The sequence below is a fragment of the Porphyromonas sp. HMSC065F10 genome, from assembly GCF_001808555.1.
Taxonomy (GTDB): Bacteria; Bacteroidota; Bacteroidia; order Bacteroidales; family Porphyromonadaceae; genus Porphyromonas_A.
Genome location: NZ_KV793755.1, coordinates 26,942 through 53,130, shown reverse-complemented (window position 1 = coordinate 53,130; position 26,189 = coordinate 26,942). Strand labels below are relative to the sequence as shown.

Genomic DNA, 26,189 nt, shown 5'->3' with positions numbered 1-26,189 from the left:
CGCTCTGATTTTCAGACGTTTTTCTTGTTTTTATTCAGCGAGACCTCGAGCAAATCCAAAAACGTCACCCCTGTTCCTGCTCGCGCTCCGTGGACCCAACTTTACCAAATTAGATACGACTTTGATTGGAAGAGATGTGGAAAAGTGCTATCTTTGCACGCCGATTATTATCAAGAGGACGGATGTCGAGAGCTCTTGCTTATCCTCGAGGGGGCCGCACGCCTACCATAGATTAGCAAAGAGATGGTTTTTCACAGGCAAGGACTCGTGAGACATCTACCGCTGGATATAACTCAATACTAATAAGTTACTGGTAAATGGATACTTTAAGTTATAAGACCATTTCTGCAAATAAGGCAACTGTCGAGGCTGAGTGGCTCCTTGTAGACGCCACGGGACTGCCTATCGGCCGTCTCTGCAGCGAGATCGCTAAATTGCTCAGAGGGAAGCATAAGCCTTCCTTCACTCCCCACGTAGATTGCGGTGATAATGTCGTTGTCATCAATGCTGACAAGGCCATTATGACCGGCAAGAAGTGGACTGACCGCGTCTATGTACGCTATACCCGCTACCCGGGAGGACAGCGTTTCTCTACTCCTAAGAGAGAGTTTGAGAAGGGTGGTGCTGATCGTCTCGTCCGTCGTATGGTCGCGGGCATGCTTCCTAAGAACCGCCTCGGTAAGACGCTGATTGATCACCTCTACATCTATGGAGGTGAGGAGCACGATAAGGCTGCTCAGAAGCCCCGCAAGATCGAATTCCCCAACCTTAAGTAAGAGAAATAGCATAGCATGGAAGTAATCAATGCACTCGGCAGAAGAAAAGCATCTGTCGCCCGTGTCTATCTCAAGGAGGGCAGCGGGAAAATTATGATCAATAAGAAGGCTCTTGAGGACTTTTTCCCCAATCCCTTCCTCATCCGTATCGTGAGACAGCCTCTGGCTCTCCTCGGTGTGGAGGATCGCTACGACATCAATATCAATGTCAATGGCGGTGGTACGACCGGTCAGAGCGAGGCTTCGCGTCTCGGTATCGCTCGTGCTCTCGTCAAGGTCAATCCCGATGATAAGGCTGCTCTGCGTGCAGCAGGCTTTATGACTCGCGATGATCGTGTCGTTGAGCGTAAGAAGCCCGGTCAGCCCGGAGCTCGCCGTAAGTTCCAGTTCTCTAAGCGTTAACCTAATCGAGCAGTTCGCTGTAAGACTACGTTTAGCATCCAAGCCTGTGGGATGGGGCTGTATGGCCCCCTACTGCGCAGGCTGATCTCTTAAGATAATCAAGAAGAAAGTAAACGATATATGTCACAAATAACATTTGACCAATTGCTCGATGCAGGCGCACACTTCGGTCACCTTACCCGTAAGTGGAATCCTGCAATGGCTCCATACATCTTTATGGAGCAGAATGGCATCCATATCATCGATCTGCACAAGACTGTAGCAAAGATCGATGAGGCATGCGAGGCGCTCAAGAAGTTTGCCCAGGAGGGTAAGACTGTCCTCTTTGTCGCTACCAAGAGATCGGCTCAGGAGTCGGTAGCGAGGCTTTGCGGAGAGGCAGGCGTCCCCTACGTCACCGAGCGTTGGCTGGGTGGTATGCTGACCAACTTCCCCACCATCCGTAAGACGGTCTCCAAGATGGATCGTATCGACAGGATGAAGGGGGATGGCGTCTTTGACAACCTCTCCAAGCGTGAGAAGCTGCAGATCGATCGTCAGCGCGAGAAGCTGGAGAAGAACTTCGGCTCTATCGCCTCTATGAAGACTCTTCCGAGCGCCATCTTTGTCATCGACTCTGTGCGTGAGCACATTGCCGTCAAGGAGGCTCACCTGCTCGGTATCCCTGTCTTTGCCATCGCTGATACCAACGCCAACCCGCGCGACATCGACTTCCTGATCCCCGCTAATGACGACTCTCACGATGGCATCGAGCTGATCGTGGCTGCCGCATGCGAGGCTATCAAGGAGGGCTCTCAGGAGCGCAAGATCCAGAATACGGATAATGCCGATAAGGATGCAGACGCTGAGGATGAGAATGGCGAGGGCCGTGGTCGTCGTCGCCGTCGCTTCTCAGGTGTACGTCGTGCAAAGGAAGAGGGCGATCAGGAGGCTGACGCTACTCCCGACGAGGTTGAGGCTGCTAACGAGAGCGAGACTTCTACTGAGGAGTAAAGCATCTACCACCTACCCAATCTCCATGAGGGTACGCCCACCGATGGCTGACTACTATCGGTCATTATGACACTAAGGCCCTCTTGCTTCCATCACATAAGAGGGGACGCAAGAGGGTCTTACTTTTTTGTTTCAGACAAGCTAATAATCATAACAACTAAACTATACATACAACTATGGCTGTATCGATGAAGGACATCAAGGCACTGCGTGATCTTACCAATGCAGGTCTTGCTGATATCAAGAAGGCACTCCAGGAGGCTGAGGGTGATCACGACAAGGCTGTCGAGATCCTCCGTAAGCGCGGTCAGGCTATCGCTGCTAAGCGCTCTGAGCGTACCGCAGAGCAGGGCTGTGTACTCGCCAAGTATGAGGATGGCTTTGCTGCCATCGTAGCTCTGAAGTGCGAGACTGACTTCGTCTCTGCGACCGATGGCTTCCGTGGCGTTACTGAGGGTATCCTTGATGTCGCTATGAAGAATAAGCCGAAGTCTCTTGAGGAGCTCCTCACCCTGACGATGGATAATGGTCATACGGTAGAGGCAGAGGTGACTCAGCAGTCTGGTGTGACGGGAGAGAAGGTAGAGCTCGGTCACTACGAGTTCATTGAGGCTCCTCACACCTATGGCTATATCCACCCCGGAAACATGCTGGCTGCCATTGCAGGATTTAACATAGAGCCCTCTGAGAAGATGGCGAATGAGATCTGTATGCAGATCGCCTCTATGAATCCTGTCGCTATCATGCCGGAGGGGGTGACTGAGGAGATCAGACAGCGTGAGCTCGAGATTGCTCGTGACAAGGCTCGTGAGCAGGGCAAGCCTGAGAACCTCCTCGATCGTATCGCTGAGGGCTCTCTCAATAAGTACTTCAAGGAGAATTGCCTCCTTATGCAGGAGTCTATCCTCGATAGCAAGAAGACTGTGGAGCAGATCCTCAAGTCTGAGAATAAGGAGCTCACTGTTGTTGACTTTAAGCGTGTCAATCTGAATAAGGACTAATTGTCTTGTTCGGTTTGAGGCAATCTCCGAATGCCGGGGTAGTCTCTAACGCATAACGAAATGGGGCTGTATCGCATATGGCGGTACAGCCCCATTTGTTGTTATCGTCTTTAGGGAAAGTATCTATGTAGATCAGACTTTACAATAAAAGTAGGGAGCGGTACTGGGTATAGTACCGCTCCCTACGTGGGTTATACGATATAGGGTTACTTGCAGCCCTCAGGGACAATCAGCTGCTTCGGATTATCCTCAGCGATAGACTTGTAGTAGCTCTCGCTGTAGCCTGGCTGGTCGGGGAAGACGATCATACCATTCTCGGTCTCGAAGCGACCATTCTTCTCCTTCTTGACATTACCATCGATATACTTCACGATGAGGTACTGAGCCAGCTCGCGGTAGCGATCTGTGGCGCCATTGGCACACTTAGCTGAGTACTGAGTCAGGTAGGCGACAGCAGCCTCACGACCTTCGCTCTTCTCAATCTCAAGAGCGCGAGTCTCGACAGCAGACTGGTTGTCAAAGAATCCCTTCTCCAACTCCTGCTGTACAGGACGGATGTCGCGGATCATATAGTCATACTTGCTGTAGCACATATTGGCGACCCAGTTATTGATCCAGAAGGCACTGGTCCAGGAGAACTCTGTCATGCTACCATTGCCTACGCGGAAAGCGAGAGGGGACTCTGTGATGCAGCCGTACATGGGCGAGAAGACAGTGGTATTGGCATCATCGCAGCCAAACCAGAGAACCGGTCCGACGAGATCAGGCTTGTTGCTACGCAGCTGTGCCACGAGGACAAAGCCGGTCTGCTGGGTGGCGATGGCGCGCTCATTGAGGTACTCCTTGCCATCCACCTTGAAGTTCATCGGTCTCCAGCGGTAAGGTACGCCATAGGTGGCGCCTGCATCCTTAGTCATATCCATCGGAGTACCCTCATAGTGATCGCGCATCATATTCTGCACGTCAGCGACAGAGAGCTTGCGATCGGGCACGACGTAGAGAGGCATCGGCTCAGCGTCTGCCTTGTAGCCCATCACGAGGTCGGTGTACTGCTCCATACCCTTGTGGAAGCGATTGAAGTATGACCACACTCTCGCCTCGCAGCCACGGAGTCCGCTGAAGGTGTAGGGGTTGTAGACTTTCTGGAAGGAGAAGTCTGTATCCTTACCCTTGAAGAGACCCTTCTGGCGGGCAAAGGAGATGACGTCTTTAGAGTAAAGCCAGTTCTCCTTGTCCTTGAAGTCGATCTTCTGGATACGGGCCTGATTGGCATGCGCGGTGATGGCGTTATCGGGGATGCGGGTAGCTACCCATACAGCACCCTTCTCGCCCTTACCCTTACCGATCATCTCCATGAGCCACACCTCATTCTTATCTGCAATGGTGAAGGTCTCACCGGTACTGCAGTAGCCGTGGTCACGTACGAGACCGGTCATCACGTCAATGGCCTCTCGGGCACTCTTGGAACGCTGGAGGGCAATGTAGATCAGGCTCCCGTAGTCGATGAGACCCTCGGTCCCCTCGAGCTGCTCCAGTCCGCCCCAAGTAGTCTCGGTGATGCAGACTTGGTGCTCGTTCATGTTGCCTACTACGTTGTACGTATGAGCGACCTGAGGGATCTGTCCCTTGTACTCGCCAGAGTCCCATACGTAGACATCCATCATATGCCCCGGCTCCCAGTCACGGGCAGCCCAGTGATAGAGCTCGCCGTAGAGGGTGTGGCTGTCAGCTGCATAGCTGACGATGACGCTCCCATCGACAGAGGCATTCTTGCCGACGATGAGATTGGTACATGCTTGGGAGCTCTGAGGAAGCAGGAGCGCTGATGCTATCACCGCACTCAGAGTCATACCCCACTGCAATAGTTTTTTCATAGGTTGCTTTGAGAAATCCTTATGATTGAACAAATGATTGAACTTGATACCGCAATATAGCCATTTTCTTCCATTTTATGGCAGATTTGAAGCGGATCCGACTCACCGGTTTCAGACTTCAGTATCCGCCCCGTTTGCACTAATTTATAGGTCTACTTCGTTCTTTATCAGATTGCGGTCCTCAAAGTCTATGGAGAGGTCTGAGGTGACTGCCGCTGTATAGTTTGTCTCCTTGGGGAGACTATCATAAGTAGGTGCACCAATGCGGGTAACCGAGGTGATGGAGATGAGGTAAAGGGTGTTCCTGACTACGCCATAGCGACCAATGGTCTTTAGTGACTGGGTGACCTCATCGCTGTAGTGCCTGATCGGAATGCTGAAGTAGGAGCAGCCCCAAGTGTAGATCTTGAGATCCTTGGAGTCGTAGCCCTCTGCTGGTACGGTGGGTAGCTTATCACCATACTTGGGTACTATGCTCCCCTTGTTAAGTGCCTTATTGATAGTCAGCCCTATCTCTAGTAGAGTCTTTTCCTCTTTAGTGATCGTTGTCCCATTGTTGTTTTTCGTTGCGGCAGACGTGTACTTTTTCTCGAACTCCACCCACGAATAATTTTTCCCCTTGTATGAGAACCAGCTGGTATTGTCTTTGATGGCAAAGCCCTCCTCCTGGCTTGTGGGCATGACGTTGAGCCTCGCCACAAGACGGGTCACTACACGGTTGCTAAGCAGGCCCGGTGCGGTGGTATTCTCCGGCAGGATGATTGGGTCGGTGATGTCGGCCTTAGTTTTTAGCCAAGTGCTTGTTAGGGCATCAGCACTGATGGGATTGTACTGAAAAGCCTCTGCAAGCTGTGTCTCGGACCAGCCTTCCATCCCATCGTAATTGTCATCCTTCGGAATGGATAGATTCTTTTCCACATCCTTATCGAGCGTGGGGAAGAGAATCACTGACTTATTAAGCACATCAGGATAGAAGTAGTGTGCCTCCCCGATGATCACCCCTGAAGGGGCTTGCTTTGCCTGGTCGATGTCAAGCTTGGCAATGGCTATGCCGTCCAGCGCCCTCAGCGTGATGCCACCGAGCTTAATAGGGTTGGAAGCAACACTCTTGAGTAGCGCCTCCTCCGATACCTTGATGGGGCTGTCGATGTTGGATGCAGAGCTGTATAGTGCCCTGTGGTAGCCCATGTCCTCTCCTGTGACGAATTTGTCGGCAAAGTCAATCATCAGAGGGCGTTTGATCTCGCCGAAGTCTTTGCCCGGCTGGGTTGCTTGGATCAGAGCCTTGGATGGAGTGGCAAAGAAGTAGAGGGTGTAATTGGCTGGCTCGATCCCATTGATGCCGGTGATGGAGAATACCCCCGCCGTGTCGTCAGGGTTAAGGAGGTCGGCTCCCTTACGCACACCTCGGAAGGCGTAGATGTCTTTATCAAAAGCGTAAGCAACCTCCCCCGGCTCTCCTTGGTCATTGTCCTTGTAGAGTACTACTCGGAGACCATTTATCGTGTTTATCTTCGCCTTATCCTTCAGGATCTCCTCATCCGCCCGGAGTATCGCCCGGGGATGATTGTAGGAGGGGAGGTTGAGGTCAAAGGTGATTGCCCCCTTGCCTGATGTAGCAGGGTCAAGGTCGTTGATCTCCTGCCTTGGGTTGCATGCCAGTGCCATCACTGCGAGTGATGCACACATGATACTCTTTAGTCCTTTCATAAGTTGCGATGTATTTAAATAAAAGTGTAAGTGGTCATTCTGTAGTTAGGCGTAGATGTATTGATTCCTCAGTCTGGTCTATCGTGTAGCCCTGAGAGATGAGAAAGTCGAGCGTATAGTCCCACTGCTTGGTGGTGACAGTGGGAAAGCTCTCGCGCAACTCCTCTTTCGTGATGCCATCGGGGTGATCGATCAAGGTCTCTGAGATCTCATGGATTAGTCGATAGGTAAGGGTCTTGGTCTTGTGAGAGAGGCAGTAGTCGCAGTATCCGCAGGGTAGGGGGGCTTTCTCTCCGAAGTACTCCATCAATATCCTCACCCTGCAGGAGTCGTCACACCTGATGTAGTCGATCATCCTGGTAAGTCTGTCTACCTCCCCTCTCATCTGTTGGTCATAGATGTAGGCGGGTATCTTAACTTCCCGCGACGGAAGCCTCTGCTGTGTGTAGACGACATAGTCAGACCGCTTGCCGGGGACATACTCGATAACGCCCCAGCGTCGCATCTGGATCAGCATTCGGTAGAGTTGCTCTGGGCTCAGTCCCAGCTTTGTCTGGATCATTGACTCATCGATGAAGGCATACTCTGTGAAGATCCCCTCGTAACTCCTCAGCAGCAGCTCCACCAGGTCATCGTACTTCGTCTCATCATCGGAGAAGAAGGTGTAGAGATCATTGCGATTGATCGTAAAGATCAGCCGGCTTGCCATATGGTAATCCTCCCGATGCTCTATGTAGCCGGAGAGGGTGAGGATCTTGAGTGCCGCCTTGAGGACAAATAGAGGGCAGTGGTACCTCTTGATAAAGTCATACGGCAGTAGCTCATGGTAGGAGCCTGTCCCCGACTCGACTGCCACCCGGAAGTAGTCTCCCAGCCAATTGTATATCTGCACGACTGTCTCAGGAGGTGGGTAGTGGGACTTGATGAGCTTGGAGAGATACTCCTCGTCCTCCAGTGGGGTGTAGAGGAGTACCGCATAGGAGCGTTTCCCATCTCGACCGGCGCGCCCTGCCTCCTGGTAGTAGCTCTCAGGACTAAATGGTGAAATGGGGTGGATCACCAGGCGCACATTGTCCTTGTCGATACCCATCCCAAAAGCGGTCGTGCAGACCATTATCCTCAGCTCCTCGCTCTGCCATGCTTGCTGCCTCTGCTGCTTGACTGAGGGGTTCAGTCCTGCGTGGAAGAAGTCAGCGCTAAATCCCGCATCCTGCAGCAGCTGCGCAAAGCGCTCCGCCTGTCGCCTTGTCCGCACATAGACGAGACTACATCCCTCAACGCTTGAGAGGATATGGATTAGCTCTCGGGGCTTATTATAGGTCTTGCGGACGACGTAGGAGAGATTATCTCGGTAAAAGCTCCTCTTGAAGACCTTATATCCGTGTCTAAACTCCAAGCTTCGGATCACATCCTCGACTACTCGTGGAGGTGCTGTCGCTGTAAGGGCCAACATCGGGACTTCCTCTCCGATGATGCTCCGAGCAGAGGAGATCGTCATATAGTCCGGCCGGAAGTCATAGCCCCACTGACTGATGCAGTGGCACTCATCCACCACCATCAGAGATATGTCCATCGCCCCAAGCCGGCGCAGGAAAAGCTCGTTTTGCAGTCGCTCGGGAGCAATATAGAGGATCTTGTAGTCGGCGGCGTAGACGATATTGTCCAGTACAGCGAGTGTCTCTCCACGAGTCATCCCGCTATAGAGTGCCTGGGCATTGATCCCAAGGGACTTCAGCTTCTCGACCTGATCTCGCATCAGCGCCACAAGAGGGGTGATCACGAGTGTGATCCCCTCGAGTATCAAGGCGGGCACCTGGAAGGTAATCGACTTACCTCCCCCCGTGGGCATAAGCGCAAGGGTGTCGTCCCCCCTGAGGACTGATCGTATCACCTCTTCCTGCATAGGGCGAAAGGAGGAGTACCCCCATACGGCCCTCAGTACTTCGAGAGGTGTGGCCCGGCTGTAATCTCTTCGCATGTGTCGTCCGAGTGACTACAGATCTGCAGCGTGGAGACGGATGTCCTTAATATTGAGCTGGATATTGTGGTGCCCTTGCCTGGTGTATTCGTCAATGGTGTAGGCGACGTCAAAGGTGGTGTCCTGCTGTAGCATAGCCAGCTTATCCGCCTGATTGTATGCCATTGCTTGCATGATAGGCATCTGGTCGGGCATACTGAGGACGAGCTTAAGGTGAGATCCTTGGTAGCCGGTGATACGGGGTGGGGTGACACATACCACTCCATAGGTGACAAAGATAGGTGGCTCATTACCGTGCCCAAAGGGGGCCAGCTTCAGTAGCTGGCGTCTGAATTTCGGGGTGATCTCTCTTAGCTTGAGCTCCTCCTCGATAGTCAACACCGGCGTCAGATCATCCAGCGAGATCTCTCGGTCAGCGATATCGGTCACCTCCTTGATGAAGCGGTGGAAGTTTTTCTTCTTGATCGTCAGACCGGATGCAAACGGGTGTCCCCCGAAGTTGTCCAGCAGATCGGAACACCGCTCGATGAGGGAGTAGATATTGAAGCCTCGTACACTCCGAGCCGATCCGGAGATGGTCTGGCTGTCCGAGTCTGAGAGGACGATCGTGGGACGATTGTACTTCTCGCTGAGACGGCTCGCAACGATCCCTATCACGCCACTATGCCAGGAGGGGTCGTAGACAACGATCACCTTGTGCTGGTCCATGTCCTTAAATCCCTCCACGATCTCATTTGCCTCCTGAGTGATCGACTGATCAATCTCGCGACGCTGAGTATTGTACTTATCTAAGTTCACGCTGCGCTTAAGGGCATCCTTTGGGTTCTTGGAGAGCAAGAGCTCTACCGCCTCACGACCATTTTGGATGCGCCCTGAGGCGTTGATGCGCGGGCCGATCTTGAAGATGATGTCGGATATGTCAAGAGTTTGATTACTGATGCCACTTACGTTGATCAGCCCCTTTAGCCCCACCGTGGGGTGTCTGTTGAGCTTCTTGAGTCCGTAGTAGGCGAGTATTCGATTTTCGTTCTTCAGCTCCACCAGGTCGGCAGCGCAACTGACTGCCACGAGGTCCACCAGGTCATATAACCCTCGCTTGTCGGACCTATTGCTCATGGCAAAGGCCTGCATCAGCTTGAAGCCCACACCACATCCGGAGAGCTCCTTGAAGGGATAGCCTGAGTCAGGGGCTTTAGGATTGAGCATAGCTATGCAATTAGGTCGCACCGGACCGGGAAGGTGATGGTCGCAGACGATCACGTCGATACCGAGCTCTGCCGCCTTATCGATCATCTCCACCTCCTTGGTCCCGCAGTCAAGCGTGATGAGGAGCGTGCAGCCTCTCTCCCTCGCAAAGTCCAGCCCCTTATCAGAGATGCCACTCCCCTCAGAGTAGCGATCCGGGATGTAGAACTCCAGCGACGGCGTGATCTGCCGCAGGTACTTATAGACGAGGGCGACAGCTGTCGTGCCATCGACGTCGTAGTCTCCGTAGATAAGGATCCGCTCCTTATTGCCGATGGCTTGATTGATCCGCTGGACGGCGGCATCCATATCCTTCATCAAGAAGGGGTCATGCAGCTCGCTCATCCTTGGCTCCAGGAAGTGTGACGCCTCATCAACACTCCTCACTCCCCGCTGCACCATAAGTGAGGTGATGGAGGTAAGGAGCTTATATTTCTGAGCCAGCAGAGAAGCGATCTTTTTCTCTTCGTCAGTTAGCTCATTAACTTTCCAGTGGTTATACATGGGTCTATTTATTTCTTCCCAAATATACCCATTTTAGCATAAGTCTCCCCACCGGAGAGGCTGGATCAGGAGGATATTTAGCCCTTAGGAGTTAGTTGGCTACTATCTCGGCGAAGGTACTGGTTGTAGAGTTATCTCCCTGACGGATGACCGGATACTATTTGCTGACTTGCTAAGAGCCTGTGAGAGTGGGGTACAAGAGCGACGCACCAGAGCAAATGTAGCTCTGATGCGTCGCTGAGTTTTTTTTGTGCCAAAAAAGGCAGTCGAGGGATTACTCTACGCTCTTGAGGGGCTTGATGTCAAGCCTTACCGGCTGTGTCAGGTTGTCGGGATCGAGGATCTCGTCAAGCTGCTCCTTGGAGAGGATGCCCTTCTCGAGTACCAGATCTACAATGCTCCGTCCGGAAGCCTGAGCCTCCTGTGTGAGTAGGGTAGAGTTGTCGTAGCCAATGTAGGGATTGAGAGCCGTAACGATGGAGAGGCTCTCGTATACCTGCTTGCGAGTGTGCTCAGCATTGGCCTTGATACCATCGATGCAGAGCTCCCTAAGAGTGTCCATAGCACGCATCAGGAGGTCAGAGCTCTCAAAGCAGCACTGGACCATAATGGGCTCCATGGCATTGAGCTCCAGCTGTGCGGCCTCGCCTGCCATAGTCACGCAGACATCGTTTCCGATCACCTTCATAGCGATCTGAGTGATCACCTCGGGGATGACAGGATTGACCTTGCCAGGCATTATGGATGAGCCGGGCTGACGAGCTGGAAGGCTTATATCTCCAAGTCCGGCAAAGGGACCGCTGGAGAGGAGGCGAAGGTCATTGGAGATCTTGCTGAGCTTGACAGCAAGGCGCTTAAGGGCTGCGGAGTAGCCTACCATATGAGAGGTGTCAGAGGTAGCACCTATGTAATCCTTGGTCGGCTTGACGTCCCACTCGGTGATCTTGCGGAAGGCCTTGATTACCGCCTCGCGGTAGCCGGGCTGTGAGCAGATACCGGTACCGATGGCTGTCGAGCCCATGTTGAGTACGAGGAATTGCTTGGCAGCGTGCTCAAGATTGGGGATCTCCTCCTCGAGGATCGAGGCGAAGCCATTGAAGGTCTGCTCATGAGTCATCGGGACGGCATCCTGGAGCTGGGTGCGACCGATCTTGAGCATCCCGCGGAATTCTTTTGCCTTCTTCCTCAGCGACTTGATCAGCTCATCGAGGTGGGGTGTGAGGTCAAGGAAAGTGAGGTAAAGTCCGATGTGTGCAAAGGTGGGGTAGGCATCGTTGGTGGACTGAGAGAGGTTGACGTGGTCGTGAGGATCACAGTGCTTGTAGTCCCCGTGCTCGTAACCAAGGATCTCAAGTGCTCGATTGGCGATCACCTCGTTGGCATTCATATTGGCCGACGTCCCTGCTCCTCCCTGGAACATATCGATGCAGAACTGATCTGCCAGCTCGCCCTCGCGGATCTCATCACATGCCTGACAAATAGCCTTGTAGACGTCCTCAGGAAGCTCATTGAGCTCGTGATTGGCCATAGCTGCTGCCTTCTTTGTGATCGCCATAGCCTCGATGAAGCGAGGGTAGGTGGAGAGCTTGTAGGGTGAGAACTGGAAGTTGTCCATCGCTCTCTGAGTCTGAATACCATATAGGTGATCCATAGGGATCTGCATACTACCGAGTAAGTCTTTCTCTGTACGCATCTTGGGATTTCCCATAATAATAGTTGTGTTTGTTATGGATTGATTAGTTGTGATTTGATTATGCCACAAATGTACAGATTATTGTTGACTATGACGTTGTGAGGATCTGTTTTTCTCAAGGCAGGATGCGAGAGAGGCGACTGACAAAGGTAGCCATTGTCCCCCCTGCGCTTAGGATCATCTCTAATACCGATATTAGTCGCCACTAATACCGGTATTAGATTTCTCTTTTACCGGTATTAGATTGGCACAATACTTGACCTGTGGTGGGAGGTCCCTTTGAGGCAAAAAAAGAGTGCCTGTGGTCATACAACCACGGGCACTCTTCTTCTCTATCGCGAGAGATAAGAGCTCTTATCTCATCACTTACTTCTCGTCCTCAAGGGTGTGGACAATGAGACCGGAGCGAAGCTTCGGCTCAAACCAAGTCGCCTTGGGGGGCATGATGTTGCCGGTGTCAGCGATCTTCATGATCTGTCCCATGGTCACAGGATAGAGTGCCAGGGCCATGATCATCTCACCACTATCGACACGGCGCTGTAGCTCCTCGAGGCCGCGAAGCCCGCCGACGAAGTCGATGCGATTGCTGGTCCGGAGGTCACCTATATTGAGGATATCCTCGAGGATCAGGTTGCTTGATACCGTCACATCCAGGATGCCGACAGGATCGTTGTCGTCATAGGTGCCGGGCTTGGCGGTGAGGGAGTACCACTGACCATCAAGGTACATGCTGAAGTTGTGGAGCTTATTGGGGTGGTAGATCTCCTTCCCCTTACACTCTACATCGAAATTCTCCTCCAGCCTCTTGATGAATTGCTCCTTCGTCAGCCCATTCAGGTCCTTGACCACACGATTGTAGTCCATGACGTGCAGGTGACTGGCGGGGAAAGCAACTGCCATGAAGTAATTGTACTCCTCCTTGCCGGTGTGATTGGGGTTGGTCTCAGACCTCTCCTTACCCACACGAGCAGCAGCGGCAGAGCGGTGATGGCCATCGGCAATATAGAGCGCAGGCATCTTGCCAAACTCTCGCGTGATGGTCTCAATGTCGCTGTCATCGCTGATGACCCAGAAGGTGTGGCGGAAGTCCTCAGGAGGAGCGACGAAGTCGTACTCCGGCTCGGTCTTGCGATACTTATCGATGATCGCCTGCAGGTCTGCATTGTCCGGGAATGCAAGGAAGACAGGCTCCATATTGGCATCGAGGACATTGACGTGCTTCATACGATCGTCCTCCTTAGCCTTGAGTGTGAGCTCATGCTTGCGGATGACGTTATTGAAGTAGTCGTGTACGTAAGCACCTACTACAAAGCCGTACTGGGTACGATCGCCCATAGTCTGGGCGTAGAGGTAATAGCAGGGCTTTTCGTCCTGTACCAGCCAGCCTTCCTTGACAAACTTGTCCTTCTGCTCACGAGCCGCGGTATAGACCTCGGGGTCGTGCTCATCCTTACCGGCGGGGAAGTTGATCTCCGGGCGGATGATATGGTAGAGGGACATCGGATTGCCCTCGGACTCCTTGCGAGCCTCCTCAGTGTCGAGGACGTCGTAGGGACGTGAGCTGACCTTGGTGACCAGATCCTTGGGAGGGCGCCAGCCCTTGAATGGTTTTACTGTAGCCATTATTATTGGGATAGTAGTGGTTACTTATTGACTTGGAACTTGACCTCTCCATCGCTGAAGAGGGCAACGATCTGATGGGCAGCAGCGAGACCGGCATTGATGTTGGCCTCAACAGTCTGAGCACCCATCTTCTTGGGGGTGGAGAAGTAGCGGTCACCCAGCTTCTCGCGATACTCTGCATCCATATCGGGCATAATATCGGTGAGATACTTGAGGTCCTCACGCTCCTGCATGAGCTTCAGAAGTCCGGCCTCGTCAATGATCTCCTTGCGAGCAGCATTGAGGAGGACACCGCCCTTAGGCATGTTCTTCACGAGGTCATAGTTGATGGATCCCTTGGTCTCCGGTGTGGCGGGGAGGTGCAGGGAGACGATGTCACAGGTCTTGTAGAGATCCTCCACGTTGGTGAAGTTGGTGACATCCTCGTACTCCTTGGGGGAGCGCTCCTTGCCCTGCTCAAAGAAGGGCTCAAAGCAGTAGATCTCCATACCGAAGCCGCGTGCAATACGAGCAGCGCAACGGGCGGTGTGACCAAAGGCGTGGAAGCCGATCTTCTTGCCCATCAGCTCGCTACCGGACTTGCCGTTGAAGCGATTGCGTGCTGCGAATACAAGCAGACCGAAGACTAGCTCTCCGACAGCGTTGGAGTTCTGTCCGGGAGTATTTTCTACGATCACACCCTTCTCCTTGGCATACTGAGTATCAATGGAGTCGTATCCGGCACCGGCACGGACGATCACCTCCAGCTCCTTGCCGGCGTCGATCACCTCCTTGGTGATCTTGTCACTGCGGACGATGAGGGCATTGGCGTCAGCGACTGCCTTCAGCAGCTCGTCCTGGCTCTGATACTTCTCCAGCACCTCGAGCTTGTATCCGGCATCCTCCACGATCTTGCGGATCTGTGGCACTGCGGCGGAGTTGAAGGGCTTCTCGGTAGCTACTAATACTTTCTTAGTCATTGTGATATCAGGCTATCGTGAGTTAGAGGATCTCCTTCTCAAAGTCCTGCATGCACTTGACGAGTGCCTCCACGCTGTAGAGGGGGAGTGCGTTGTAGAGTGAGCAGCGGCAACCACCGATGGAGCGGTGACCCTTGATGCCCTCCATACCTCTCTTCTTCGCAAAGTCAAAGAATGCTGCCTCCTTGTCCTTGTACTCGTCTGCGAGGACAAAGTCTACATTCATCAGAGAGCGATCCTCCTTCCTGGCTACGCCACGGAAGACCTTAGAGCGGTCAATCTCGTCATAGAGCACCTTTGCTCTCTCCTTAGCTCTTTTCTCAAGCTCATCGAGACCACCGATCTCCTTGAACCACTTAAGCGTCTGCTGCATCACGTAGATCTGGAATACAGGAGGCGTATTGTAGGAGTCGGGGTGATCAACGTGGGTCTGGTAGTCGAGGATCTTCGGGATGGCACGACCGGTCTTGCCGAGGGCGTCCTTGCGTACGATCACAAAGGTGACACCGGCTGGGGCGATATTCTTCTGAGCACCTCCATAGATGCAGATGTACTTGGAGAAGTCGATGTGACGGGTGAAGATGTCAGAGGACATATCAGCGATCAGTGGCACACCAACCTCAGGATCCTCACGCAGCTCCGTACCATAGATGGTGTTGTTGGTGGTGAAGTGGAGGTAGTCGTACTCGTCCGGTGAGAGCTTCGGGAGCTCGGGGTAGAAGGTGTAGTTGGCATCACGGCTGCTGGCGACTACGTCAACATCACCTACGACCTGGGCCTCCTCAATAGCCTTATGAGCCCAATTGCCGGTATCGACATAGGCAGCCTTTTTCTTGAGGAAATTGACTGCGTGAGCATAAAACTGCAGGCTGGCTCCTCCTCCGAGGAAGAAGACCGTGTGTGTATCAGGGATCTCGAGCACCTCCTTAAAGAGTGCTGTGGTCTCAGCGAGCGTGTCTTGGAAGGTCTTGCTACGGTGGGAGATCTCGATCAGGGAGAGATCTGTGCCATTGTAGTTGAGTACCGCACGAGCGGCCTCCTTGATGACACCCTCATCCAGGATACATGGTCCTGCAGTGAAATTGTGCTTTTTCATGACGATTGTAAAGTTGCTTTGAAAAGTGATTGAATGTTGTTCTTGTTACTCTTATGGTCCAAAGATATGTATTATTTTTGAAGTTAACACGGATTTGTAGGCTTTTTTCTTCATACTCGCCGTCTCCGTTCGTAGGCGGAAAGGTTTCATCCCTCCGCTGTCATTTTCCGAGGTATATAGTATAAAGCTCTATCCCTTGACTTGATCCGCTAACTCTTGCCTATATCTTTGAAGCGATAGTCTGCTATAAGTGTCAGAATTGGAAGTAGATAAATGGCTGTACACCAGCGCTCCTGAATTGCGTGAGGATCACTAATACTGCTGCAAAGAGCAGCGTCTGAGCCCAGAGGGGAGCCCTGGTTACACTGTTTTGGATCGCCTCACGGCATTTCTCCGGACAGAAGTGAAGTAGGAAGCCGGTGATGATGAGGGCTGTCACCATCCGATACCCTGCGAAGAATTGCGGTATCACCTCAGGGTGGAACTCCTGCGTGATCATCGTCAGCATATCCCACACACCACTGATCGACCCCATACGGAAGAAGATCCACGTAAAGCAGACAAAGTGAAAGGTGATGATCACGGAGATGACCCTCCATATGGGGCTCATCTCTTCGCCGGTGCGACCCATCCGGGGGAAGAGACTTAGGAAAAACTTGTGTACCGCAAGAGCCACTCCGTGCATAGCACCCCATAGGACGAAGCGGATATTGGCTCCGTGCCATAGTCCACCAAGGAGCATCGTAATGAGGAGGTTGATGTAGGTACGGATCTTCCCCTTCCTATTCCCTCCCAGAGAGATGTAGACGTAGTCCCTCAGCCAGGAGGAGAGAGAGATGTGCCAGCGTCGCCAAAACTCGGTAATAGTGGCCGACTTATAGGGGAAGTCAAAGTTGGTATTGAAGTGGTACCCCATCCAGAGTGCCAGCCCGATCGCAATGTCTGAGTAGCCGGAGAAGTCGCAGTAGATCTGCAGGGCATAGCCGTAGACACCCATTAAGTTCTCAAATCCGCTGTAGAGCAGTGGCTGGTCAAAGACCCGGTCAACAAAGTTGAGCGATATATAGTCTGAGATCACCCCTTTCTTAAGCAGTCCACAGAGGATCAGAAACAGCCCCCGACCGAAGTCATCCCGACTCACTCCGGGGATCCGGTGGATCTGCGGGATGAAGTCGACAGCTCGGACAATCGGCCCGGCTACCAACTGCGGGAAGAAGGATATGTAGAATAGGTAGTCGATCCATCGCTTGAGCGGCTCTATCTTTCCCCGATATATGTCGATCACATAGCTTAGGGACTGAAAGGTAAAGAAAGAGATGCCCACAGGCAGAAAGATGTCAAAGTGGTGCCCATCCGGTGTCGCTCCGAAAAGTGAAGCAAAGGAGTCGTAGAGGAAATTTGTGTACTTGAAGTAACAGAGCAGTCCGAGGTCAAGAAGTAGGCTGAGGACGAGCCAGCCTTTCTTTCCCGACCTGCTTTTGCTCCTGGTGATCTGCCGACCTATGATGAAATCAGTTGTCGCTAAGAGGATTAGGAGGACAAAGTATACTCCGCTTGAGAGATAGTAGAAGTAGAGGGAGAAGAGCACCACCCAGATTGTCCTCGGGAGATGGCGCCTGCGGAGCAGATAGAATACCGGGACAAAAAGGAGGAAGAGGACTAGGAAGAGACCGCTATTGAAGAGCAGAGGGGAGGCCGGGTCGTAGCTCAGTAACCCTATGATTTTTTGCCACATGGGATGCGTTAGTTGATCATTGCACGAGAGCCGAGGTAGCGCTTATAGTCCTTGGCAAGCGCATCGGCTATGGAGTTTCCGAGTGATTTGTAGCCCTCGGTGGTGAGGTGGATCCGGTCACTCCGGAGTAGCCCCTCGGAGACTAATCTGTCTGCTCCTCTCTCTCCACCGAAGATCTCGAATGTATCGATGTACCCAACGCCCAGAGCCTTTGCCTCCTCTATTATGGCACGTGAGACCAGCTTGACACTGGGATTAGGAGCGGTCCGACCTCGACGGCGTGAGACATAGCTCATGACCGGAGTGGAGAGGACGATTTTTGCCTCAGGACAGCTTTTTCTCAATTGGTTGACAAGGCTTCTCACAGACGCCCTTACTGCCGATGAGTTGACTCGCCCCATAGCATCGTTGGTACCGAGGGAGATGATGATCAAGTTCGGCTTCAGCTTTGACACCGAGCTGGTGAAGTGATCCTTGAGGTAGGTCTGATAGGTAGCCCCATTGTGCCCCAGAGTATGCACGGTCACGCCCGGAGCCAGACACTCTAAGCTCGCACCATAAAAGGTCGCTCCTGCCGGGATCACCAGCTTAGTGGATGTGACGCTTCGCTTAAGGTCAAGGGTATCCGCTTCACAGAAGCCTGCGGTAAGGAGGGAGAATGGGCGTCGAGGTGAGTCGGACCAGTCTCCGGAGAGGGAGAAGGCTCTGTCATTGGGACCATGGAATACGATTACTCGGTCAAAACGGACCCCGTCACTCGTGGAGAGAGTCACCTCCTGAGGTCTGGAGACGATTGATCGCATCTCTATCCCTGTGGGGCCTTCGCCTGCATAGGATCTGCGGGTGATCTGATCGGTGGCATAGCCGCCCCGCCGTCCTTGGAGCCTCGTGTGCCGGGGCTCATTGGTACCCAGTATCCGGTAGGGGACGATCAGGCCCGGTCCGGAGAGCCCAAACTGACGGCCGAAGTATTCCCTGATCGGCATCGTGAAGAAGCCCGCTTGCACATGCGAGTCGCCTAAGTGCAGGACGATCGTATGATCATCTCCGCCCGGTGTCGAGCATCTCTGCCATATGGGGTCAAGATAGCCGCGAGGGGCTACTACCTGTACTGCACGCTCTTGTCTGTAGAGGTCATGCTGCGACTCCTGCTGAGCATTAAGCAATGCCCCTGACTCGATCATCGGTACGATCGCCAAGAGTGGTAGCAAAAGGCGGATAGGGTAGTGAGACCGCATAAACTTTAGATGGAGTCCTTCTTTGCTGTGCTTTCCTGAGGAAGCGTGGTCGGAGAGCTACTCCGCTGCTTCAGGGTGTCACTCTTGGCTTTAATACGCTCGGCTCCCTTGCCTTTTGTTGGGGGGAGTGATTCCTCAATGGGAGACTCTGCTACCTGACGAGTCACTTGATCAATGGGACTCTCTATCAGGTCCTGCACCAGTCGCTTGGAGATCTCTCGACCACCGGCAGAGCTGAGGTGGGTGTAGTCCTTTGCCGCCCATCCCTTCGAAACAAAGCTCCGTATCCCGCCCATTGAGCGTATGGTACCATAGGTATTGAAGAAAAGAGCGTGGTACTTTTTCGCTAATCGCTCCTGTATCTCTACCATTCGTGGTACACCGGGAAGCGTGTAGACTTCGCCGTCAATCCTCTGACCACGGTCGGAGATTGAGATGATTAGGAAGATAGCCTCAGGGTAGATCTCATGGAGGCCTGTGAGTGCCCGATCCATCCCCCTGAAGTAATAGCCATAGTCATAGCGGGTATCCTTAGGGCTCACTACGTTGAGTCCATAGGAGAGGACGATCAGGTGGTAAGGTCGGATGCGATGGAGATCCTCCGAGAGACTTGGCGAGACTGCACCCAGCTGCAGACCGGAGGAGCCTCTCAGACTCATATTATCCACACGTACGCCCTTGTCCCCATCCATACAGATACCATAGAGTCTGCTACCCTCGGCCTTGGGAAAGTCAAGACGTAGCGTTGCAACCTGTCGCCCCACTTTCACCCCATGCAGGCTTCCACCCGTTGATGGAAGAAGTATCTCTGTGGGTGCATCTCCATTCAATATAGAGCTGATCCGTAGGCTGTCCTCCGATGTGTAGAGGAGGGTCGCTTGGTCAACCGGTTGCCTATTTTCATAGCTGACTCCTGCTTCACCGACCGCCTGCTGGTAAGACCCTGTGATCAAGAAGTGGCTGCCATGCGGGTGCTTAAGGGCATTGTCATCCTCCCACGCCCCAGAGAAACTGTGCTTGATCGTCTGTCTGAAGCGAGCCGTGACTGAGGTGAGGGGCACATAGCCGACTCCTCCACCGCCATAGCGCGCCTGCAGAGCCTCACGGAAGTGTTCGACTAAGATGTCTCCCTCAATGAAGGAGTCTCCAAGGAAAGCTACATTGACCGGCTGATCACCTGCTTCTGTGAGGATCTCCCTCAGCCGAGTGAGTGCCGAGCCACCTGAGTAGTCGATTAGTCCTGCGGGGAGCAGTCCGGCAGAGGTCGGCTCCATGACACTATCCACTTGCAGAGTATCGGTTACCAACTCAGCCTCCTCACGCTCAAGACTGTCACGCCTCATTGCCTCTGCAAGCAGTGGGTCCTCTGGGGTTGTGTCAACCCGCTGAGCCAGCTCTCCTCCAGGTGTGGGAAAGAGGTCGCTCAGAGGGTTGAACACCTTGACTCCAAGGGAGGGAAAGAGCTCTCTCAGGGTAAGTGTTACCCCAAAGGCAAGTCCGGAGGCTGCGAGGAGGAGAAGTACGGACTTGAGTATATGATGGTCTCCTCTGCTCATCTATATGTTACTTCTCTTCTTGAGGATGACCCGATTGTGCACTAAGGTAAGCCTGATACTCCGGGCTGGCAGCACCTCGCCCCTCCTTAACCTCCTTATTCAGGACTATGCGCATATAGTAGTAAGCGATGACCCCGGAGATCAAGCTGCCGAGCAGGATGCCGAGCTTGGCATCATTGAGGTACTCGACACCGATGTCGCCGAGAGATGCGGGGTAGGCAAGAGTCGCCACAAAGAGTGATACGGTAAAGCCGATCCCAGCAAACATACCCACGCCCAGCAGATTTCGCTTCGTCATACCGGGAGGGAAGCTGACCACCCCAAGCTTGGTGAAGAGCCAGGTAAATAGGAAAATGCCAAGTGGCTTGCCGACCACCAGACCCAGCATCACTGCGAAGGGGACACCGCCTGCAAAGTCGCTTATCGGCACATCGCCAAGGGCTATCCCCGCATTGGAGAAGGCGAAGAGTGGCAGCACAACATAGTTCACGAAGGGACTTATATTGACATTCATCCGTTGCACTGGGCTCACCACCTTGGAGGAGGTGTTGCGGAGTTGAGTGAGCGTGTCAAGCTGAGAGGCAGACATATAGACTCTATTCTTGCTGTGAGCCACGGGGTAGGTGTCAAAGCTCTGCCTTGCCACGTTGATCTGGTCCATCAGATCCTTTGGGACACCTATCGGGACGTAGGGTACGCAGAAGGCGAGCAGTACACCGGCAATCGTCGTGTGTATCCCCCCCTGGAGGAAGCAGAGCCACACGAGGAAGAACATAAGGTAGTAGAACCACTGTTGGTACACTCCCTTTTGGCCACAGAAGCGGGTGATGATCAGCAGTGCTGCGGCGATCAGCAACGGTAAGATCGCCAGTCCCTCAGAGTAGAAGATTGCAATGACAAGGATCCCTCCGATATCGTCCACGACGGCAAGAGCCATCAGGAATACCTTCAGTGTCGTGGGTACACGGCTACCAAGTAGACCGAGGGCTGCGAGGGAGAAGGCGATATCGGTTGACATCGGGATGGCGGCACCTCTCAGCACGGTGGCGTTGCCACTCTCAATAAGAGCGAAGCAGGCAACCGGTACCACCATGCCACCGATGGCCGCCAGGACCGGTAGGTTTGCCGTCTTGAAGTCCGACAGTGACCCGCCCACCATCTCATGCTTGATTTCCAGTCCCACAGAGAAGAAGAAGAAGCACATCAGGGCGTCATTGATAAACTCGCCTAGGTTCATCGTCCTCCCGTGGTGACTAAAGACCTGCCAATCTCCTATCTGGAGGTTGATCGGTGTATTTAGGAAAGAGAAGTAGTAGCCACTCCAAGGGGAGTTGGCTAAAATGAGTGCTAGCACAGTGGCGCTGAAGAGATAGACAGCGGGATTGACTCCCTTGAGGAAGCCGAGCATTGACTTGCCATCACTGCGCCTGTAGGAAGTACTATTTGACATGACGTTCCTGATAAAAATGTATCTTGATGTTACTTATTGACCTTTACTTGATGGGTGGGAGGAAGTAGCTTATTGCGCTCCTCCACGGCTCCGATCATCTGCTCTGCTACGTGACGGAATGCAAGCCCCGACACCGTCTCTCGGAGGGCAACCGGCTTTCCCTCATCACCTCCTTCGCGTACGCTCTGCACGAGAGGGATCTGGCCCAGTAGCGTACTACCTGTGAGCTCTGCCAGAGCCTCTCCACCGCCTTCACCGAAGATGTGGTACCGATGATCCGGCAGCTCAGCAGGGGTAAACCACGACATGTTCTCCACCACCCCGAGGATCGGTACTGACACCTGATCAAGCCTGAAGAGATTGATCGCCTTGATCGCATCGTCTGTAGCTACGCTCTGAGGGGTAGTTACGATGACTGCCCCGGTGATGGGAAGCGTCTGTATCAGTGTTAGTTGTATATCCGATGTGCCGGGAGGCAGGTCGATGAGGAGGTAGTCCAGCTCTCCCCAGTTACCCTCGCGGATCAGTTGCCCGAGAGCATTGGATGCCATAGATCCTCGCCAGGCGAGAGCTTGGTCAGAGTCGACAAAGTGTCCGATGGAGAGTGCCTTGACGCCATAGGCCTCCGCAGGGTGGATCAGCTCCTTGCCGTCCACCTCATCGAGCCAGGGTCTGTACTCCTGCACCCCGAGCATACGGGGGATAGAGGGACCGAAGATATCCGCATCCAGCAGTCCCACGCTATACCCGAGTGCAGCCAGTGACACAGCCAGGTTGGTGGTCACTGTGCTCTTGCCTACGCCCCCCTTGCCGGAGGCGATAGCGATGATATTCTTGACACCCTGCAGGGGCGGTTCCTCGTCGGCTGTAGGGGTCGGCTCAGGGAATAGGGGAGTGATCTCCACCTCGATCTCGGGCGAGATCTCTCGCTTCAGCGCCGCCTCAGCTGCCCTCAAGACACTCTTGTGGAAGGGGTCGCGACTTTTCTTGAAGCGTATGGAGAAGGAGACCTTATTCTCTTCTATCCTGATATTGTCCTCCACCATTCCCGAGGAGACAATGTCCGATTCCTCACCGGGATATCGGACCTCCTTAAGTGCTTCCCGGATCAGTGCCGGGTATAGTGTGATATATGGCATCTCTATTCTTACGATTTATTCTTCTTTGCTTCCTTTGCCCACCACCTCTGACCTTCGGGACCTACCAAAGCTCCTATAGCTGTCCGGCTCGATCTCTATCTCCGGCTCTATGGGTTCATCTGGGAGGTGATCCAGTTGCAACCGGAGGTACTTTATCGAGATCCCTCGGGCGATCCATTGTTGCTCGTAGTACGTCTGGATCGTCCGGAGCGGGGAGTCGGCGGCGGCCTCGCTGCCCACGTCAGTCATTCGCTCATTGATCGTTAGACCATTGACCTCAGCAACAGCCTCGGTGTAGCGGAAAAGAAACTGCGAGTCGGTCTTAAGGTGAAGCACCGAAGGCTCTGCTAAGATCTGACGATACATAGCCAGAAACCGGGGTGAGGTAAGTCGACGCCTGCACTTACGCATCTGCGGGTCGGGGAAGGTGAGCCATATCTCAGATATCTCCCCCGGTGCAAAAAAAGTGTCCAGAAACTCGATTTCAGCTCTCAGGAAGCGTACATTCTCCAGTCCCTCCTCGTCAGCAGCCTTGGCTCCGGCCCAGAGACGATTCCCCTTGATGTCCATCCCGATGAAGTTGCGATCGCAATAGGTCCGACCGAGCTCTACGGTGTACTCACCTCTACCACAGCCGAGCTCCAGCACGATGGGTGCACCATTGCGGAAGACCTCATCAGACCAGTGCCCCTTGTGGGGGAAGGTCATCCCCTCCCGCCGAAGTGTCTCAAAGGGATACTGTAGGACGTTGGTCAGCCGGTCAATCTCGGCAAATTTCTCTAACTTGCTTTTGCTCATTCTCTGTTTAGGGCAAATTATGAATGTGTAAAGGTACCAAAATAGCGGGTCTTGAGCTTGAGAGAAAAGGCAAATACTTACTCACTTCTGATCCAATATCCTCAGAGTGCGATCTAATACCGGTATTAGATCGTAGCTTTACCGATATTAGATGCGACTAATACCGGTATTAGATTTGCCCTCTCTTGTATCGCACAAAAAAAAGACCCACAGGCGGAAACCTATGGGTCTTTTGACTAAAGGGATGACCTGAAGTTAAATCACCTCAGATCCCTCTCTGTGGGAAAAGGCGGACTATCACACCTCCTCGAAGTCAGCATCCTTGACGTCTCCCTCACCGGAGTTGTCTGAGGAGTTGCCTCCGGCAGTGGGGCCTGAGGTGGTCTGCTGACCAGCTCCCGAAGCACCCTGCTGAGCATCAGCGCCCTGCTGGCCGTACATCTGAGCTGAGAGGCCTTGGAAGATCGTATTCAGCTCCTCCATTGCTGAGTCAATACCGGCAATGTCCTGAGCCTTGTGTGCCTCCTTGAGCTTACTGAGTGCAGCCTCAATCTTGGACTTCTCATCTGCGGGGATCTTGTCACCGAGATCCTTGAGCTGGTTCTCAGTCTGGAAGATCACACTGTCGGCCTGATTGAGCTTGTCAATCTTCTCCTTCTCCTTCTTATCGTTATCGGCATTAGCCTCTGCCTCTGCCTTCATACGATCGATCTCCTCCAGAGAGAGACCACTGGAGGCCTCAATACGGATCTTCTGCTCCTTGCCGGTCCCCTTGTCGCGAGCGGACACGTTGACGATGCCATTGGCATCGATGTCAAAGGTCACCTCGATCTGAGGTACGCCACGCTTGGCAGGGAGGATGCCATCGAGATTGAATTTTCCGAGCGACTTATTGTCCTTCGCCATGGGGCGCTCACCCTGGAGCACGTGGATCTCCACGGAGGGCTGATTGTCAGCTGCGGTGGTGAAGACCTGAGACTTCTTGGTCGGGATGGTGGTATTGGCATCGATCAGCCGAGTCATCACACCGCCCATAGTCTCGATACCGAGAGAGAGTGGGGTGACATCAAGGAGGAGGACATCCTTCACGTCTCCGCTGAGTACGCCACCCTGGATAGCCGCACCGAGTGCAACGACCTCATCGGGGTTGACTCCCTTGGAGGGATCCTGACCGAAGAGCTTCTTCACCAGATCCTGGATGGCAGGAATACGGGTCGATCCACCCACGAGGATGACATCATTAATGTCCGAGGCAGAGAGACCTGCGTCTGCCAGTGCCTTATTCACCGGCTCGATGCATCGCTGGATGATATTGTGGCAGAGCTGCTCAAACTGAGCTCTCGTCAAGGTCTTCACCAAGTGCTTTGGTACATTATCCACAGAGGTAATGTAGGGGAGGTTGATCTCCGTTGAGGTGGTGCTGGAGAGCTCAATCTTTGCCTTCTCAGCAGCGTCCTTGAGGCGCTGCAGAGCCATCGGGTCCTTGCGGAGATCGACATTCTCAGTGCTGAGGAAGTCATCGGCCAGCCAATCCATGATGGCGTGATCAAAGTCGTCACCACCAAGGTGGGTGTCTCCATTGGTACTCTTTACCTCAAAGACCCCATCGCCCAGCTCAAGGATAGAGATATCAAACGTACCGCCACCTAAGTCAAAGACGGCAATATTCATATCCTTGTTGCTCTTGTCGAGGCCATACGCAAGGGCAGCGGCAGTCGGCTCATTGACGATACGACGCACGTTGAGCCCAGCGATCTCACCAGCCTCCTTAGTGGCTTGGCGCTGAGAGTCACTGAAGTAAGCGGGTACAGTGATCACCGCCTCCGTCACTGCCTCACCGAGGTAGTCCTCCGCTGTCTGCTTCATCTTCTGGAGGATCATGGCGGAGATCTCCTGAGGCGTGTACATCTGACCATTAATGTCTACCTGTGGCAGGTCATTACCACTTGCCACGACCTTGTAAGGCATACGAGACGCCTCCTTCTCTATCTGGGAGTATCTCTCTCCCATGAAGCGCTTGATAGAGTAGACTGTGTTTTGGGGATTGGTGATTGCCTGACGCTTTGCAGGGTCTCCGACCTTGCGCTCACCACCATCCACAAAGGCGACCACGCTCGGGGTGGTCCTTTTGCCCTCGCTATTTGTAATCACGACGGGCTCCTTATTCTCGAGTACAGCTACACAAGAGTTGGTTGTACCTAAGTCGATTCCGATAATCTTTCCCATTGTATCTTATATATGAAATTAGTTTGTTGTCTATAAGTCAGTGTCGTCCTCTCGTGATGAGAGGACTGCACCCTCATATGTACAAACCCTATGCCAAGTCTGTCTCTAAGTAACTGATGGCGGTACAATGTGTCACATCGGGAGGCGTTTCATAGTCGCATAAGACAGGTATGATACAAGATATGGCGGGGGG

At 53.3% G+C, this 26,189-nt stretch carries 19 protein-coding genes; 4 read left to right on the top strand and 15 right to left on the bottom strand.

Annotation, left to right across the window (positions count from 1 at the left end; translation table 11 throughout):
• Window positions 1–317: 317 nt before the first annotated feature.
• From rplM to tsf, 4 genes are all read left to right on the top strand, one after another.
• The gene (gene rplM, locus HMPREF2890_RS02260; protein WP_070464699.1) at window positions 318–776 is read left to right on the top strand and encodes a 50S ribosomal protein L13; all 459 of its coding nucleotides are present in this window, start codon (window positions 318–320) and stop codon (window positions 774–776) included.
• Window positions 777–791: 15 nt separating this feature from the next.
• Window positions 792–1,178, top strand: a complete 387-nt coding sequence (gene rpsI, locus HMPREF2890_RS02255; protein WP_070464696.1) for a 30S ribosomal protein S9 — start codon at window positions 792–794, stop codon at window positions 1,176–1,178.
• A 120-nt stretch (window positions 1,179–1,298) separates the two neighbouring features.
• Entirely contained in the window at window positions 1,299–2,171 is an 873-nt protein-coding gene (gene rpsB / locus HMPREF2890_RS02250; RefSeq protein WP_070464693.1) for a 30S ribosomal protein S2, read from the top strand.
• A gap of 176 nt (window positions 2,172–2,347) precedes the next feature.
• Window positions 2,348–3,172, top strand: coding sequence for a translation elongation factor Ts (tsf, locus tag HMPREF2890_RS02245; RefSeq protein ID WP_070464690.1), 825 nt, complete (start codon window positions 2,348–2,350; stop codon window positions 3,170–3,172).
• A 206-nt stretch (window positions 3,173–3,378) separates the two neighbouring features.
• Here tsf and HMPREF2890_RS02240 read toward each other — a convergent pair whose 3' ends face one another.
• From HMPREF2890_RS02240 to dnaK, 15 genes are all read right to left on the bottom strand, one after another.
• The gene (locus HMPREF2890_RS02240; RefSeq protein WP_070464685.1) at window positions 3,379–5,046 is read right to left on the bottom strand and encodes a dipeptidase; all 1,668 of its coding nucleotides are present in this window, start codon (window positions 5,044–5,046) and stop codon (window positions 3,379–3,381) included.
• Between the two features lie 144 nt (window positions 5,047–5,190).
• On the bottom strand, window positions 5,191–6,756 hold the full coding sequence (locus HMPREF2890_RS02235; RefSeq protein ID WP_070464682.1) for a fimbria major subunit: 1,566 nt from the start codon (window positions 6,754–6,756) through the stop codon (window positions 5,191–5,193).
• Window positions 6,757–6,790: 34 nt separating this feature from the next.
• Window positions 6,791–8,734, bottom strand: a complete 1,944-nt coding sequence (locus HMPREF2890_RS02230) for a RecQ family ATP-dependent DNA helicase (protein ID WP_070464680.1) — start codon at window positions 8,732–8,734, stop codon at window positions 6,791–6,793.
• A gap of 15 nt (window positions 8,735–8,749) precedes the next feature.
• Window positions 8,750–10,483, bottom strand: coding sequence for a single-stranded-DNA-specific exonuclease RecJ (recJ, locus tag HMPREF2890_RS02225; protein WP_070464676.1), 1,734 nt, complete (start codon window positions 10,481–10,483; stop codon window positions 8,750–8,752).
• 274 nt (window positions 10,484–10,757) lie between these two features.
• A complete protein-coding gene (locus tag HMPREF2890_RS02220; protein WP_070464673.1) occupies window positions 10,758–12,191 on the bottom strand; it encodes an aspartate ammonia-lyase in 1,434 nt (477 codons plus the stop codon).
• A 351-nt stretch (window positions 12,192–12,542) separates the two neighbouring features.
• A complete protein-coding gene (locus HMPREF2890_RS02215; RefSeq protein ID WP_070464670.1) occupies window positions 12,543–13,799 on the bottom strand; it encodes a DUF1015 domain-containing protein in 1,257 nt (418 codons plus the stop codon).
• A gap of 20 nt (window positions 13,800–13,819) precedes the next feature.
• Complete coding sequence (locus HMPREF2890_RS02210) at window positions 13,820–14,758, bottom strand: NAD(P)-dependent oxidoreductase (RefSeq protein ID WP_070464667.1); 939 nt, start codon at window positions 14,756–14,758, stop codon at window positions 13,820–13,822.
• 22 nt (window positions 14,759–14,780) lie between these two features.
• A complete protein-coding gene (serC, locus tag HMPREF2890_RS02205) occupies window positions 14,781–15,854 on the bottom strand; it encodes a 3-phosphoserine/phosphohydroxythreonine transaminase (RefSeq protein WP_070464661.1) in 1,074 nt (357 codons plus the stop codon).
• Between the two features lie 253 nt (window positions 15,855–16,107).
• Window positions 16,108–17,589, bottom strand: a complete 1,482-nt coding sequence (locus HMPREF2890_RS02200) for an MBOAT family O-acyltransferase (RefSeq protein WP_070464659.1) — start codon at window positions 17,587–17,589, stop codon at window positions 16,108–16,110.
• 8 nt (window positions 17,590–17,597) lie between these two features.
• Window positions 17,598–18,827 (bottom strand): GDSL-type esterase/lipase family protein, encoded by a 1,230-nt coding sequence (locus HMPREF2890_RS02195; protein WP_083289746.1) that lies wholly within the window; start codon window positions 18,825–18,827, stop codon window positions 17,598–17,600.
• Window positions 18,828–18,832: 5 nt separating this feature from the next.
• On the bottom strand, window positions 18,833–20,383 hold the full coding sequence (locus HMPREF2890_RS02190) for an SGNH/GDSL hydrolase family protein (protein WP_070464655.1): 1,551 nt from the start codon (window positions 20,381–20,383) through the stop codon (window positions 18,833–18,835).
• 7 nt (window positions 20,384–20,390) lie between these two features.
• Window positions 20,391–21,833 (bottom strand): Na+/H+ antiporter NhaA, encoded by a 1,443-nt coding sequence (gene nhaA, locus HMPREF2890_RS02185; RefSeq protein WP_083289745.1) that lies wholly within the window; start codon window positions 21,831–21,833, stop codon window positions 20,391–20,393.
• A gap of 29 nt (window positions 21,834–21,862) precedes the next feature.
• On the bottom strand, window positions 21,863–22,972 hold the full coding sequence (locus HMPREF2890_RS02180) for an Mrp/NBP35 family ATP-binding protein (protein WP_210394741.1): 1,110 nt from the start codon (window positions 22,970–22,972) through the stop codon (window positions 21,863–21,865).
• Between the two features lie 15 nt (window positions 22,973–22,987).
• On the bottom strand, window positions 22,988–23,770 hold the full coding sequence (gene trmB / locus HMPREF2890_RS02175) for a tRNA (guanosine(46)-N7)-methyltransferase TrmB (protein WP_070464650.1): 783 nt from the start codon (window positions 23,768–23,770) through the stop codon (window positions 22,988–22,990).
• 297 nt (window positions 23,771–24,067) lie between these two features.
• Complete coding sequence (dnaK, locus tag HMPREF2890_RS02170) at window positions 24,068–25,996, bottom strand: molecular chaperone DnaK (protein WP_070464647.1); 1,929 nt, start codon at window positions 25,994–25,996, stop codon at window positions 24,068–24,070.
• Window positions 25,997–26,189 lie beyond the last annotated feature (193 nt).

Excerpts from the sequence above, each read along its gene's own strand:
- rplM (WP_070464699.1), top strand. The coding sequence starts at position 318 with ATGGATACTTTAAGTTATAAGACCATTTCTGCAAATAAGGCAACTGTC.
- rpsI (WP_070464696.1), top strand. The coding sequence starts at position 792 with ATGGAAGTAATCAATGCACTCGGCAGAAGAAAAGCATCTGTCGCCCGT.
- rpsB (WP_070464693.1), top strand. The coding sequence starts at position 1,299 with ATGTCACAAATAACATTTGACCAATTGCTCGATGCAGGCGCACACTTC.
- tsf (WP_070464690.1), top strand. The coding sequence starts at position 2,348 with ATGGCTGTATCGATGAAGGACATCAAGGCACTGCGTGATCTTACCAAT.
- HMPREF2890_RS02240 (WP_070464685.1), bottom strand. The coding sequence starts at position 5,046 with ATGAAAAAACTATTGCAGTGGGGTATGACTCTGAGTGCGGTGATAGCA.
- HMPREF2890_RS02235 (WP_070464682.1), bottom strand. The coding sequence starts at position 6,756 with ATGAAAGGACTAAAGAGTATCATGTGTGCATCACTCGCAGTGATGGCA.
- HMPREF2890_RS02230 (WP_070464680.1), bottom strand. The coding sequence starts at position 8,734 with ATGCGAAGAGATTACAGCCGGGCCACACCTCTCGAAGTACTGAGGGCC.
- recJ (WP_070464676.1), bottom strand. The coding sequence starts at position 10,483 with ATGTATAACCACTGGAAAGTTAATGAGCTAACTGACGAAGAGAAAAAG.
- HMPREF2890_RS02220 (WP_070464673.1), bottom strand. The coding sequence starts at position 12,191 with ATGGGAAATCCCAAGATGCGTACAGAGAAAGACTTACTCGGTAGTATG.
- HMPREF2890_RS02215 (WP_070464670.1), bottom strand. The coding sequence starts at position 13,799 with ATGGCTACAGTAAAACCATTCAAGGGCTGGCGCCCTCCCAAGGATCTG.
- HMPREF2890_RS02210 (WP_070464667.1), bottom strand. The coding sequence starts at position 14,758 with ATGACTAAGAAAGTATTAGTAGCTACCGAGAAGCCCTTCAACTCCGCC.
- serC (WP_070464661.1), bottom strand. The coding sequence starts at position 15,854 with ATGAAAAAGCACAATTTCACTGCAGGACCATGTATCCTGGATGAGGGT.
- HMPREF2890_RS02200 (WP_070464659.1), bottom strand. The coding sequence starts at position 17,589 with ATGTGGCAAAAAATCATAGGGTTACTGAGCTACGACCCGGCCTCCCCT.
- HMPREF2890_RS02195 (WP_083289746.1), bottom strand. The coding sequence starts at position 18,827 with ATGCGGTCTCACTACCCTATCCGCCTTTTGCTACCACTCTTGGCGATC.
- HMPREF2890_RS02190 (WP_070464655.1), bottom strand. The coding sequence starts at position 20,383 with ATGAGCAGAGGAGACCATCATATACTCAAGTCCGTACTTCTCCTCCTC.
- nhaA (WP_083289745.1), bottom strand. The coding sequence starts at position 21,833 with ATGTCAAATAGTACTTCCTACAGGCGCAGTGATGGCAAGTCAATGCTC.
- HMPREF2890_RS02180 (WP_210394741.1), bottom strand. The coding sequence starts at position 22,972 with ATGCCATATATCACACTATACCCGGCACTGATCCGGGAAGCACTTAAG.
- trmB (WP_070464650.1), bottom strand. The coding sequence starts at position 23,770 with ATGAGCAAAAGCAAGTTAGAGAAATTTGCCGAGATTGACCGGCTGACC.
- dnaK (WP_070464647.1), bottom strand. The coding sequence starts at position 25,996 with ATGGGAAAGATTATCGGAATCGACTTAGGTACAACCAACTCTTGTGTA.